Below are 12992 nucleotides of genomic sequence, written 5' to 3' on the forward strand. Positions count from 1 at the left end.
TATTCAAATTACGAATTGAAGTTATTGTAATTGTGTAATATCAGGTTTTACAGGATCTACGTATATGGTTTTATTTGTATAATAGATTACCATACCAGGTTTTGAACCATTTGGTTTATGTACGTTTTTTACATTAGTGTAATCTACTGCTACCTTTGATGAATCTCTTGCCTTGCTGTAATATGCAGAAAGGGCGGCAGCTTCTTCTAAAGTACGATCAGGAACATTTCCAAAATTTTTAACTATTACATGGGAGCCTGGAACTTTTTTTGTATGAAACCATATATCTCTCTTTTCTGCAAATTTTAAAGTCAAGTTGTCATTTTGCAAATTATTTTTACCTACGTATATTTCAATGCCATCACTTGATATGAATTTCATAGGCTTAGATGGTTTTGAATTTTTGGATTTGGATGATTTTTTAAATCGTATGTATCTACTTTCCATTAATTCCCTCTTTATTTCCTCTATATCTTCATAACTGTCTGCATTTTTTATATTGGAGGAAACTGAGTTTAAATATTCTAATTCTTTTTCTGTAAGAGAGAGCTGTTCTGCCGCAGCTTTTTCTGTTTTCTTTAGCTTATTGTACTTTTTAAAAAATTTTTGTATATTTTCAGAAGGAGTTTTATTTTCATCTAGTTTTACGTCTATATATTCTAGTTTATCACTGTAGAAATTTTGTACATGTGCGGAACTATCGCCTTTTTTTATTGAATATATATTGGAAGTTAATAACTCACCTATTATTTTATATTTATCTTTTCCACCAGCTTTTTCCAAATCTTTCATAAGAATTCTTTTCTTTTTTTCACATCGTTCTGAATTGACGTTTATTAATTTTTGAAGATCAGAGCTCTTGCTATTTAATCTGTCAGCTTTATCCTTTTCAAAATAGAACTCTTCAAGAAGCTTGGATGGAGATTCATATATTTTGTATTCAGAATTATATACATATGTTAATTTCAAACAATAAAAATCTTTTATTCTATTGTTTTTTAAATATGAACTAAAGTGAAATTTATTGTCAACAATTTGTTCAAATGTTATTTTGGAGAAATCAAACATATGATCAATCCAGTTTTTAGCATAGTCACTATATTGGTTGACAAATTTCATGTATAGTTCTTTAGAGAACATACCGCTTACTCCAGTAAAAATGTTTGAAAAAATCTTATCATCCAATACAAGTGAGTTTTTTTGGATAAATTGTTCTAAATCGTTTTGATCATAGTTTAGAGGATTTAACTTATTTGAATTTGGAGGAAATACATATTCTATGCCGGGATATATGGATCTAATTGTATTTATCTCACGGGTGAGATGCTTTATACTATCCATAATTAAATTATCCCTTTTTCTTACAAGAGTTATGTTGCTGTGCCTTCCCATAATTTCAATCGCTAATGTGTATATGCTGTTGAAGCCCATTTCATCTGAACTTTCAAAATCCAGAAAAAGTATTCTATCAGTGTCTAATTGCCTTATGTTTATTAGACGTGCTGAACTTATATGTTTTCTAAGAACCATGCAGAACATAGGTGCCTTTTTAGGATTGATTTTATTTATTTCAGTTAGATGTATTTTAGGATAAACAGAACTTGAACTTATTAAAAGTTTGTGATTTTTTCTATTGTTTTTTATAGTTAGAACTATTTCATCCTTTTCTGGCTGATTTATTTTTTCAACTTTACCACCAACTAAAGTAGTTCTCAACTCATTTAGTATGCTATATATATATATACCGTCTAAAGCCATATATTTCATCCTTTCATATCTGTATATTTATAAATTATATCATTTTAAATTTTTAAAATAAAGTTATTATAAATTTATTGATAAAAGATGACTACAGTAGTAAACTTAAACCAAATAAAATTTTGAGGAAGGGTGAAAATTAAATATATGAAATTTACTAAAATTCAAGGCAGCGGGAATGATTTCATAATAATTGATGATAGAGAAAATAAATTTGTAGGAAAGGAGGAAAAGCTTGCAATAAAACTTTGTGATAGACATTTTGGAATTGGTGCAGATGGTGTTTTATTAATAAGAAAAAGTAAGATGGCACTAATTGAAATGGTAATAATCAATTCTGATGGTTCTTATGCAGCTATGTGCGGAAATGGTATAAGATGCTTTGCAAAATATGTTTTTGATGAGGGAATAGTAAAAAATAATCCTTTGAAAATTCAAACCGGAGATGGAATAAAGGAAGCATTTTTGACATTAAAATATGGACTAGTAGATAAAGTTACCATAAATATGGGAGCGCCTTCCTTTAAGCCGCAAGATATACCGGCAAGTTGTAGTGAAGAAATAATAGACAAAAAAGTAAATATAGATGGCAAGCAGTATTCTATTACGACTATGCTTATGGGAGTTCCTCATACAATAGTATTTGGAAAATTAAAAAATTATAATGTATTAGAAGGAAGAACTATTGAAAAATATGGCATTTTTCCAAAAGGTAGTAATGTGAATTTTTGTGAAGTAATTGATGATAAAAACATCAAGATAAAAACATGGGAAAGAGGCGCAGGGGCAACTCTTGCATGTGGTACTGGATGTTGTGCATCAGCAATTGCATCAAACAAGCTGGGATTTACAGGTAATAAGGTTTTAGTTAAAGCACCTGGAGGCAAACTATTAATTGAGATAAAAGATGATGGAATTTTTATGACTGGTTCTGCAGTTATTTCTTTTAAAGGGGAATGCAAAATGTAATGAAAGACTTTGTAAAGAATATGCTTTTAATAATTGTATTTTTTGCGGTGTTGACATTGGTTGGCTGTGTAGTCAAGAAGGAAAAAATTAATAAATATTCAGAACCTAAATATTCTAATGCAATTGTATTGGAAACTAATCAAGGTAAAAAGAGAATTTTTAATATAGAAAATGATATATTAAACGAAAGCAATTCTTACATGGATGCACTGGATATGAACTATAATTTATCAAAATCTGTTTATGTATATTTATTGGGTAAAAAAGGAAATGAAAATAAAATTCAAATAATCAACAAAAATTCTAAAATAGAATTAAATGATTTTTTTTCTGCATCTGATATAAAATTAAATGAATCTGGAGATAGAATTGCTTTTAGAATTTATAAAAGCAATTCTATCTCTAGTGCACAGGGAATGAAAATATATGATATAAAAAATAATAAATATATAAATATAAAATCTAATGTATTAGTTTCAGGTAATCTATATGCGTGGTTGGATGAAAGTAGGATAATTTATTATGGTAGTAAGGCAGGAGAAAAAAATTCTACTAAAATATATGTATACAATACAGAGAATAATAAAGAAAGTCAGTATTATGACAATATAAATGGATATTGCATGTATGTTTTTCCTGTAAATAATAATATATTGTATGTATCAGGAATTGGAGATAATCAATTTCTTTATTATTATGACAAGACTAATAATACTATCATGATTTTAGACAAAAATATAACAGGAATATACAAATCTATAAAAGATGATAAAAGAAAAAAGATATTTTTTATAGCTAAACAGAGAAATAATATATGTGCATTATATGAATTCTCTTATGAAAATTTTACTTTAAACAGGCTTACTTATGATTTTCCTAAATTTATAGGTACATCTTGTGGAATTGCAGAAGACAAAAACGGAAATATTTATTTTACAGGTTATTATACTGAGGAAAATGAAAACAATATGGATGTTTATATGTATAATATAAAACAAAAGTCTATAAATGTTTTGTCTAATCATGAGTCTTTATATAAAATATATGGAAGTGAAAACTAGTTGTATTGTTATGAAATAGAGCTGTCTCAAAATTTTGAGACAGCTCTTATGACTTTAATAATTTTAATATAAAAAATATACAGACTATTTATAAAAATCTAAAATAAGAATTAAATTATGTTTAAAAATTGATTTTGTGGAAATAATGTTAGATACATATAGTATATAAAAAGAGGTGAATGCTTTTGGAGTGTAAAAAAACTGAAAATTTAGATTTGACAAATATTGAATTTGATACGGAATTAATAGGAATGATACCAGAAGAAATAGCAACAGAAAATTGTGTTTTAGTATTTAAAAAATTTGAAGATAAAGTATATGTAGCTGTAGATAAAATTCCTGATTTTCAAGTTGTAGAAAAATTAAAATTTATTTTAAAAAATAATATGGTTTTTTTCAAGGCAAAACGAAAATATATTTTAAGACTCATAGAAAGATATTATTGTAAAGAGAGAATAAAGTATGTTAATCAAAATTATGAATTTATAGACAGAAACAGACAAAAAGAATATGAGGTTGAAGTATCAGATTCTCCCGTAGTAAAGACAGCAAATCATATAATTGACAGAGCAATAGAGGATAGGGCAAGTGATATCCATATAGAACCATTTCAGTATAGTATAAATGTAAGATTTAGAATAGATGGAGTAATATATGAGTATATAAAGATGCCTAATAAGATATATCCTCTTATATGTACTAGAATTAAAATAATGTCGGATTTGGATATAGCAGAGAGGAGAATTCCCCAAGATGGCAATATAAAATACACTAAAGATGGAAAAGATTACAATATAAGGGTATCTACTATTCCAACCATATATGGAGAAAAATTTGTTCTTAGAATATTATACAAAGGCAGCAATATGAAGCAGCTTTCTAAATTGGGATTTCTCGAAAATGATATAATAAAAATACAAAATATGATAAATTATCCAAATGGAATACTTCTTGTTATAGGTCCAACCGGAGTAGGTAAAACAACTACGCTTTATTCACTTATGGATAATTTTAATAGATATGAAAAGAATATAGTAACCATAGAAGATCCAGTAGAGTATACAATGGATGGTATAAACCAGATCAATGTAAATAACAAGATAAATTTTGGATTTGCAAATGTGCTGAGAAGCGTGCTTCGTCAGGATCCCGATATTATAATGATTGGGGAAATAAGGGATGAAGAAACTGCGAATATAGCAATTAGAGCAGCTATAACAGGACATTTAGTTCTTAGTACTCTTCATACCAATGATTCACATGAAGTAATATTAAGACTTGAGAATATGGGCATTCCATCATATCTAATAAAAGATTCTTTAATAGGAGTAATATCACAGAGATTGGTTAGAAAGCTTTGTCCACACTGCATGAAAAAAAGTAATGAAGATTCAAAAAGTGAAATCATATATGAAAGTAATGGATGTGAAAAATGTAATTATACAGGATATATGGGCAGGACAGTAACATATGAAATAAATTTTATTAAGAATAATGATAAGGATACATGCTCAATTAAAGAAAATTCTGTAAATTTAGTAAAGACAGGAATTACAACTTATGCTGAAATTGACAAGTTAAATCTTTAATTATATAAAATAAAAATGAAAGGATATGTATGATAATATTAAAAAAATTGGATTTTAGATTTATATGTGGCAAATTGCCTTTTATGAAACCCAATATAGCTACTGTAGCTATTCTATGCAGTAAATTGAGTATAATGTTTAGTTCAGGTATAGGCATATCTAAAATATTTGATAATATTGAAATCCAGACAAAAAACATTTATTTAAAATATATTTTGAGAGATATAAAATATGAAATTTTATGTGGAAATAGTATATATTACAGTATGAAGAAAGTCAGAAAAGTATTTCCTGACTATATGATAGAGATGCTAGGTATTGGAGAAGAAGCGGGAAGACTGGAAGAAGTGTTGAAAGAATTATCTAAATATTACGAATATCAGTATAAAATATATTCCAATTTGAAGTCTGCACTTATATACCCTACAATAACGTTTATAACAGCTATATCTATTATTATATTTTTAATGAGCAGTATAATGCCGGGATTTATTGATTTGCTTGCTTTGAATAATGCAGAAGTTCCATTTTTAACTAAATTAATTATAAAAACATTTCAAATTTCTAAAGAATATACTTTTCACATTATTATTTTTATCCTAATTGGTATTATTGCTGGATATAGGTATTCTAAAAGTATTAAGGGAATAAATATTATAGAAAAAATAAAGCTGAGAACGCCTTACTTTGGAAGAATATATAATCAAATAATACTTCTAAAAATAGTTTCTTCCATGAAAATACTTAATTTTGCAGGAGTAAATATTTTAAAAGCATTGGATATAACTTCAAAAACACTTAACAATAATATTATGAAAAAGAGAATGGATTCTTGTGTTGAGAGAATAAAAGATGGGGAGAGTATAAATAATGCATTCTCCAATGAAAAGATAGGAAACCAGTTATTTATATCAATGATAGAGATAGGTGAGAAAACAGGAAAATTAGATTTAATGTTCGAAAAATTACAAATAATATATATAGATAATTTAAAAAGAAGTTTAAGTGTATTAATGAAATTTGTAGAACCTGTTATGATAGTATTTCTATCGATTTTTATAGGTATCTTTGTAATAGCTGCAATTATGCCTGTATTTAGTATTATGGATTCAATTTCATAGGAATAAGGAGGAAACATATGGATAATAAAAATATAACAAAGCTTAAGGGATTTACTTTAATAGAATTATTGTTGGTAGTATCTATAATCTTAATCCTCATGGGATTTTTAGTGCCTAAATTTTCATCATACGAAAATAAAGTAAAGTCTACTAAAGCTGTAAATACAGCTAAACAACTTCAAACAGCTGCTGTAGCAAGTTATGGTGATAATAATGGAAAGTTTCTAAAAGAAGATGTACAAAAATGCATAGATGAACTTACATCTGCTCAAGAACCAAAAGTATTGGATAATGGTTCAGAAGGTCAAAGTATAAGTATAAATTATAAGAGTGATGATAAGAATTATACAGTTTCTATAGATGCACTGGAAAATAATTACACAGTAAAAGATCAAGATGGATCTCAAATATATCCTAAATAGATTTATTATAGTGTGGAGTTGTTTATTGTGAATGTTAAAATTTTAAAAAAGTCAGGTCTCACATTAATTGAGTTAATGATTGTTATAAGTATTATATCTGTTATATTTAGCTTTAGTTTAATAAAATTCAATGGTTTTAATAGTTTGAAAAACAGGATATATGTAGATGAATTAAATAATAAAATACTTAATTTTATAGTTAAATCCAAAATGTATTGCAAAGATAAGGATTCATCGGGATATATACGATTCGACTCAAACAATAATAATATTATCTATTATAATAATTTAACTAGAGTCTATAAAATGAATTTCCCTAAAGAATTTAAATTAAGTATCAACACAGAAGATAATAAGGTTCATATAAATAACGATGGTATGATACAAAATGCGTTTAGTATAAAATTTCAGGATGGGAAGGGGGAAATGCACTGTATTACAGTGAATGTTGGAACGTTCTATGCAGATATCAAATATTAAATTCAGTATAAAGATAAAAAAAGGTTTTACTATGATAGAAGTTTTATGTAGTATATGCATATTTATAATGCTGTTTACTACAGCTTTTAAAATACAACTTAATGTATTTAAAATGCAGAAATACAATAAAAGTATAAATGATTGTACTTATACAGTAGAATCCATAAAAAACAACATGATTTATAATTTAAGTTATGATGATATATTGAAATTGGATTCTAATAATATGAAATATATAGAAGTAAATAATTTTTTAAAATTTAATTATACAAGTGATAATATTTTAAATTTGTTTTCACCCATAAAACCAAAAGGAAGTTATATAGAAATAAATATAGAGAAAGGTGAAATACTTAAGATTAAATTGAAATCAAATCAAAATTCATATGGAATCAACAGAGTAAGGGAGTGTGAATTTTATAAAGGAAACTTTGAAAGGTAATGTAAAAAAAGGTTTTACTGTTATTGAAATATTAATAACCATATCGATAATATCAATAATAACTACAGTTGAAACTACAGCTATACTTAAATATATGAAATTAAACAGAATGGAAATAAGTTCAAGTAGAGAAAAATTTTATATCGATGAAGCTTTCATGATAATAGAGAATCAAATTAATAGTGCAAAATATATAGAAATTAAGGATAATATGATCGCTTTAAATAGATATGATAATAGAGGATGGGATTATATAAAAAATAAAAATTCAACATTGGTGCTTTCGTATGGATACACCAACTATTATACAAACAATAGAATTTTAAAATATATATCAGATTTTAAAATTACTCAAATGGAAAATGTATGTTATATGCAAATAAAAACTGAGAAAGGTAATGTGTATAAAAAATGTTTCGGGATAGAACGAAAAAAGCTAAGAAAGGATTTGTACTGATTTATGCTTTATTTATAGGACTTGTATGTGTACTTATTGCTATAACTTGCTACAATATGGAGACTCTTGTGAAGTCAAATAATATGAGTAATTATAATAGTTCGTTTAAAGTAGAAGATATTCAACAAAGTAGAGAAAAACTGCTTACAAAATTAAATTTATATATTAATGAAAGTATAGAATATAAAAGTGAGGAAGATATAAATAAACACTTTTTAAATTTAAAGGATTTTAGAATCTATTATGAAAAAAGTTATATCTATTATGATAAAGACAATAACATATTCAAATTAGAATATATTGTAAATAACAAGCCATATAGAGAAGAATCGTATGAATATAAAATAGAAAAGGGTCAAATAAAATATGGATGTATAAATTATTCTTATTGAAAATAAAAATATAAGTTTATTTGTAGAGGAGAGAATATAAAATGTGGAAAACTGATATTTTGGAGGTAAATTCTAAAAACAAAACTTTACAGATTGCTGAATTGCAAAAAATTATGGTGAATTTGAAATCCAGAAAAATAATTATATTGCTACATGGTGAAGAAATATATGTAGAAAATATGATTATACCTAAAATAAGAAAAAAGAATATACATGAATTAATAGAAGAAAAGTTGAGAAACAGGTTTAAGAAATTAGATAATATAATGTTCTCTCATAATATAACTTCACACAATAAACTTGAGCTAAATGTAGATGTATTATGTATGCATTGGAATAATTTTGAACTTTTTAAAAAGCTTTCTGAAAGTAAAATTGATGTTAAAGGGGTAATTCCTATACAGTTGTATGCTTTAAAGAAATATAATAAGAAGATATATAAAAAACAATGTATATTTTTGACGTTTTTCAAAAACATTGCATATATAATTGCGTATTATAACAACAAAATTATATTTAATAATGTGTTTGAAGTTAAATCTAAAGAGGATGTAATATATTGCATTGAGGAATTTAAATTAAGGCTAAATATTTTAGTTCCCAAGATAGAATTTAAGCATATAGAAATTTTAAATCTACCATACAAAGAATTACTGGAAGAATTATCACAATATTACAATTGTAATGATTTGGGAGAATTGAGCATATGAATGTTTATTTTTTACCAAAGTGGTATTTACAGGATAAGTTACTTAAAAAATATAAGAGGCTTAAACTCATAATAGTAGTATTCTTTATCATGAATATAGTACTATTTTATAGTATGATTCTTCAAAAAGACAAATTAAAAATTCTCCAAAATAACTTAATGAATAAAAAACAGCAATATACATTGAAGAAAAATAAAAATACAACCTCTAATTTTAAGTCTATAGATACATATTTAAATTTTTTTAATAATTTTCATGTATACGGACAATTTAGGAATATAAGTGTAGAAAACAATAATATTCAATTAGAGTTTTTAGGAAATGATAGTTCATTTTCTCAATTCATTAGAACAGTTGAAAAGTCTAATAAATTTACAATAATTAATATAAATTCATTGGAAGAGAATAAAAATCAGGATAAGCACTTATGGCAAATTGAATTAAAGTCTAAATTGTAAGGGGGAAAGTTATGAGGTATTCAAAATATACTTATATAGTAATTTCCATGAGTGTAATGAGTTGTATATTTATTGTAAAAAATTTTTATATAACAAGAAGTATAAATGCAAAACAAGATCAACTCATTAAAATAGAGAGAAAATTTAATAGTTTAAATATAAAAAAAGAAACAAGCTACAGCGATACAATAAATAGTCTTAAGAATATAGAAGGAATCAAAATATTGAGTTTTATGAATAATGATAAAGGATATATTGCAGTTGCAAGTATCGAATTAAAAGATAGCAACAAAATCAAGGATACATTTCAAAAAATTAAAATGATAAAAAATTTTTATTGCATAGATAGTATAAAAATTGACAATTATACAAATAAAAATTTAAGTCAGGTTATTAATATAAATTTTTCAAAATAAATTTAAAAAATAATAGGGCGTTTTTCTAGTACATATGTTTATTATAGTATTTGCAAATAAGCATAAGTTTTGATAAAATAACATTGTTTAGCATATAATTATTTTTATTAATTTATTTTACCTTTATAGATGAATAATTATTATTAAATTTGGAAAGAATAAATTATAAAGATCTTGCTAAAAGTTATTAGGGGGATTTTGAATGTTTAAAGGTAGAATTGAAAAATTAAGGGAATCTATGAACAAAAAAAGCTTAGACGGAGTTTTACTGCTAGGAGATCCAAATAGAAATTATTTAAGTGGATTTACGGGAAATGAAAGTTATTCTTTGATAACAAAAGACCATGCTTTTTTTATAACAGATTCTAGATTTACAGAACAGGCTGAACAGCAAGTTGAAGATTATGAAGTTCTTGAATATAGCAAAAGTGGTTCTTTTGTAGATTTCTTGTCAAATTTGGTTCAAAAAACATCTATTGAAAGATTAGGATTTGAGGAAAATATAATCACCTATAGTATTTATAAATTTTATAAGAGCAAAGTAAATTGTGATTTTATTCCCATGGAGGGTATGGTTGAAAAAATAAGAATAATAAAGGATGACGAAGAGCTAAAGTTAATAAAAAGTGCAGCTGAAATTGCAGATAAAGCTTTTGTTCATATGATTAATTATATAAAGCCTGGAATGACTGAAAGACAGATAGGATTGGAATTAGAGTTCTGTATGAAAAAGCTGGGAGCTTCGGATTTATCATTTCCATCTATAGTAGCTTCTGGAGTTAGATCTAGTCTTCCACATGGTGAAGCTACCAATAAAGTTGTAAATAGAGGCGAGTTTTTAACATTAGATTTTGGATGTATATACAGAGAATATTGTTCTGATATGACAAGAACTTTGGTAATTGGAAAGCCATCTGATAAAATGGTGGAAATATATAATGTAGTATTAGAAGCACAAAAATTAGCTTTAAAACAGTATAAACCTGGTGTACCAGCCATGGAAGTAGATGCTGTTGCAAGAAATTATATATCCAACAAGGGATATGGAGAGTATTTTGGTCATAGCCTTGGTCATGGAGTTGGAAGAGAGATTCATGAATCACCAGTAATTGGATATAGGAATAAAAGCAAACTAGCAGAAAATATGGTAGTTACAGATGAACCGGGAGTTTATATACCTGATTTGGGGGGACTAAGAATAGAGGATCTATTAGTAGTTACCAAAGATGGAGGAAAAGTATTATCACAGTCACCTAAAGAAATGATTTGCATAGGTTAATATTTTATAATTAGGCTATAGCACTACTTATTGATAGTCTTAAGTAATTATTTCATATATTAGAAAGATAATTAGTATAGAATATTTTATTTGAGTAAGTGTTGCCAATATATTCAAATATAATTTAACAGGTCAAATAAAAAACAAGAAAGGGGTCAAATGTCGTTAACCAACATGCGATATAATTTTATTGTGTGTTGGTAATTAGGGTATAATTATATCCGAATTTAAGCTTCAGGAGTACTAGACCAAAGATAATTAGCATTTTAGATGTGAAATCCAGTACTATGAATGAGGAAGTAAACTTTAATATATTTATAGTTTGCATAACGGCGTATTTATATGATATCAGCAGGAGATTTAAGAAAAGGAACAACTTTTGAGCAAGATGGACAAGTGTATACTGTAATAGATTTTTTACATGTAAAACCAGGTAAAGGAGCAGCTTTTGTAAGAACAAAACTTAGAAATGTTATAACTGGAGCAGTTACAGAGACTACTTTTAATCCAACTGCAAAACTTCAGGAAGCAGTTATAGAGAGAAAGGAAATGCAATATCTGTATTCTGACGGAGAACTTTATTACTTCATGGATCAGGAAACATTTGAACAAATTCCTTTGGAACATGAAAAGGTGGAAGATGCAATAAAATTCTTAAAAGAAAATATGTTTGCTACAATAAAGTTCTACAAAAATGAAGCATTTTCTGTAGAAGCACCAAATTTTGTTGAACTTCAAATAACACATACAGAACCTGGAGTAAAGGGAAATACAGCTACTAATGTGTTGAAGCCAGCTACACTTGAAACTGGAGCAATTGTTCAGGTACCTATATTTGTAAATGAAGGTGAAACTATAAGAGTTGATACGAGAACTGGAGAATATATGGAGAGAGTTCAATAATATTCAGGTTAGATATATCTGAAGAATATATATTTATATTTTATGGTATACTATAGAAAAATGATTTTAAGGGTGTGATATTATGAATTCTATTACTTCTAGAGTGGCTTATCTTAAAGGATTAGTTAATGGACTTGAAATAGACAAAGACAGTAAAGAAGGCAAGGTGCTTTTAGAAATTATAAATTTACTTTATGATATGTCTGATGAAATTTCTGAAGTGTCCAGAAATCAGAGAACAATGAATGAATATCTAGACGATATTCACGAAGATTTATCTGATTTAGTAGACAATGTAAACTATGATGATTATGAAACCTTAGAAGATATTGAAGACAATTTTCAAAAGGTAGACTGCCCTAACTGTGGTGATCTTGTTTATATAGATAAAGATATTATAGGAAGTAAAGAGGCAATAGTATGCCCCAGCTGTCATGGAAAAATATCACTGCCAATTAAAGATAATTAAATGAATAAATCAATATATTATTAATTATGTATAAAAAGTTATTTAAATAAAATTATTTAAATAACT

At 26.3% G+C, this 12992-nt stretch carries 16 protein-coding genes; 15 read left to right on the top strand and 1 reads right to left on the bottom strand.

What is annotated here, in order from left to right; all coding sequences use genetic code 11:
- Window positions 1-21 precede the first annotated feature (21 nt).
- On the bottom strand, window positions 22-1758 hold the full coding sequence (locus tag KM800_RS04605) for an Rqc2 family fibronectin-binding protein (protein ID WP_217812004.1): 1737 nt from the start codon (window positions 1756-1758) through the stop codon (window positions 22-24).
- Window positions 1759-1905: 147 nt separating this feature from the next.
- Between KM800_RS04605 and dapF the strand changes: the two genes are divergently transcribed.
- The 15 genes from dapF (at window position 1906) to KM800_RS04680 (ending at window position 12926) form a co-directional block, all read left to right on the top strand.
- Entirely contained in the window at window positions 1906-2727 is an 822-nt protein-coding gene (gene dapF / locus KM800_RS04610; RefSeq protein WP_217812005.1) for a diaminopimelate epimerase, read from the top strand.
- The gene (locus KM800_RS04615; protein WP_217812006.1) at window positions 2727-3788 is read left to right on the top strand and encodes a hypothetical protein; all 1062 of its coding nucleotides are present in this window, start codon (window positions 2727-2729) and stop codon (window positions 3786-3788) included. Before dapF ends, KM800_RS04615 begins: the two co-directional genes overlap by 1 nt.
- A gap of 179 nt (window positions 3789-3967) precedes the next feature.
- A complete protein-coding gene (locus KM800_RS04620; RefSeq protein WP_254906463.1) occupies window positions 3968-5377 on the top strand; it encodes a GspE/PulE family protein in 1410 nt (469 codons plus the stop codon).
- A 29-nt stretch (window positions 5378-5406) separates the two neighbouring features.
- On the top strand, window positions 5407-6498 hold the full coding sequence (locus KM800_RS04625) for a type II secretion system F family protein (protein ID WP_217812008.1): 1092 nt from the start codon (window positions 5407-5409) through the stop codon (window positions 6496-6498).
- A gap of 17 nt (window positions 6499-6515) precedes the next feature.
- Window positions 6516-6920, top strand: a complete 405-nt coding sequence (locus KM800_RS04630; RefSeq protein ID WP_217812009.1) for a type II secretion system protein — start codon at window positions 6516-6518, stop codon at window positions 6918-6920.
- 27 nt (window positions 6921-6947) lie between these two features.
- Window positions 6948-7400 (top strand): prepilin-type N-terminal cleavage/methylation domain-containing protein, encoded by a 453-nt coding sequence (locus tag KM800_RS04635; protein ID WP_217812010.1) that lies wholly within the window; start codon window positions 6948-6950, stop codon window positions 7398-7400.
- Window positions 7381-7842, top strand: a complete 462-nt coding sequence (locus KM800_RS04640; RefSeq protein WP_254906465.1) for a type II secretion system protein — start codon at window positions 7381-7383, stop codon at window positions 7840-7842. The genes KM800_RS04635 and KM800_RS04640 overlap by 20 nt, the downstream gene beginning before the upstream one ends.
- Window positions 7811-8299: a prepilin-type N-terminal cleavage/methylation domain-containing protein gene (locus KM800_RS04645; RefSeq protein WP_217812012.1), complete on the top strand. Its 489-nt coding sequence runs from the start codon at window positions 7811-7813 to the stop codon at window positions 8297-8299. Before KM800_RS04640 ends, KM800_RS04645 begins: the two co-directional genes overlap by 32 nt.
- Window positions 8300-8367: 68 nt before the next feature.
- A complete protein-coding gene (locus KM800_RS04650; RefSeq protein WP_254906466.1) occupies window positions 8368-8691 on the top strand; it encodes a hypothetical protein in 324 nt (107 codons plus the stop codon).
- 41 nt (window positions 8692-8732) lie between these two features.
- On the top strand, window positions 8733-9401 hold the full coding sequence (locus KM800_RS04655; RefSeq protein ID WP_217812014.1) for a hypothetical protein: 669 nt from the start codon (window positions 8733-8735) through the stop codon (window positions 9399-9401).
- The gene (locus KM800_RS04660; protein WP_217812015.1) at window positions 9398-9859 is read left to right on the top strand and encodes a hypothetical protein; all 462 of its coding nucleotides are present in this window, start codon (window positions 9398-9400) and stop codon (window positions 9857-9859) included. The genes KM800_RS04655 and KM800_RS04660 overlap by 4 nt, the downstream gene beginning before the upstream one ends.
- An 11-nt stretch (window positions 9860-9870) precedes the next feature.
- A complete protein-coding gene (locus KM800_RS04665; RefSeq protein WP_217812016.1) occupies window positions 9871-10275 on the top strand; it encodes a hypothetical protein in 405 nt (134 codons plus the stop codon).
- Window positions 10276-10477: 202 nt separating this feature from the next.
- A complete protein-coding gene (locus tag KM800_RS04670; RefSeq protein WP_217812017.1) occupies window positions 10478-11554 on the top strand; it encodes a M24 family metallopeptidase in 1077 nt (358 codons plus the stop codon).
- Between the two features lie 342 nt (window positions 11555-11896).
- Entirely contained in the window at window positions 11897-12457 is a 561-nt protein-coding gene (efp, locus tag KM800_RS04675) for an elongation factor P (protein ID WP_217812018.1), read from the top strand.
- 82 nt (window positions 12458-12539) lie between these two features.
- Entirely contained in the window at window positions 12540-12926 is a 387-nt protein-coding gene (locus KM800_RS04680; protein ID WP_217812019.1) for a CD1247 N-terminal domain-containing protein, read from the top strand.
- Window positions 12927-12992: the final 66 nt, after the last annotated feature.

Source organism: Clostridium tyrobutyricum (assembly GCF_019144085.1).
Lineage (GTDB): Bacteria > Bacillota > Clostridia > Clostridiales > Clostridiaceae > Clostridium_B > Clostridium_B tyrobutyricum_A.

Excerpts from the sequence above, each read along its gene's own strand:
- KM800_RS04605 (WP_217812004.1), bottom strand. The coding sequence starts at position 1,758 with ATGGCTTTAGACGGTATATATATATATAGCATACTAAATGAGTTGAGA.
- dapF (WP_217812005.1), top strand. The coding sequence starts at position 1,906 with ATGAAATTTACTAAAATTCAAGGCAGCGGGAATGATTTCATAATAATT.
- KM800_RS04615 (WP_217812006.1), top strand. The coding sequence starts at position 2,727 with ATGAAAGACTTTGTAAAGAATATGCTTTTAATAATTGTATTTTTTGCG.
- KM800_RS04620 (WP_254906463.1), top strand. The coding sequence starts at position 3,968 with ATGCTTTTGGAGTGTAAAAAAACTGAAAATTTAGATTTGACAAATATT.
- KM800_RS04625 (WP_217812008.1), top strand. The coding sequence starts at position 5,407 with ATGATAATATTAAAAAAATTGGATTTTAGATTTATATGTGGCAAATTG.
- KM800_RS04630 (WP_217812009.1), top strand. The coding sequence starts at position 6,516 with ATGGATAATAAAAATATAACAAAGCTTAAGGGATTTACTTTAATAGAA.
- KM800_RS04640 (WP_254906465.1), top strand. The coding sequence starts at position 7,381 with ATGCAGATATCAAATATTAAATTCAGTATAAAGATAAAAAAAGGTTTT.
- KM800_RS04655 (WP_217812014.1), top strand. The coding sequence starts at position 8,733 with ATGTGGAAAACTGATATTTTGGAGGTAAATTCTAAAAACAAAACTTTA.
- KM800_RS04660 (WP_217812015.1), top strand. The coding sequence starts at position 9,398 with ATGAATGTTTATTTTTTACCAAAGTGGTATTTACAGGATAAGTTACTT.
- KM800_RS04665 (WP_217812016.1), top strand. The coding sequence starts at position 9,871 with ATGAGGTATTCAAAATATACTTATATAGTAATTTCCATGAGTGTAATG.
- KM800_RS04670 (WP_217812017.1), top strand. The coding sequence starts at position 10,478 with ATGTTTAAAGGTAGAATTGAAAAATTAAGGGAATCTATGAACAAAAAA.
- efp (WP_217812018.1), top strand. The coding sequence starts at position 11,897 with ATGATATCAGCAGGAGATTTAAGAAAAGGAACAACTTTTGAGCAAGAT.
- KM800_RS04680 (WP_217812019.1), top strand. The coding sequence starts at position 12,540 with ATGAATTCTATTACTTCTAGAGTGGCTTATCTTAAAGGATTAGTTAAT.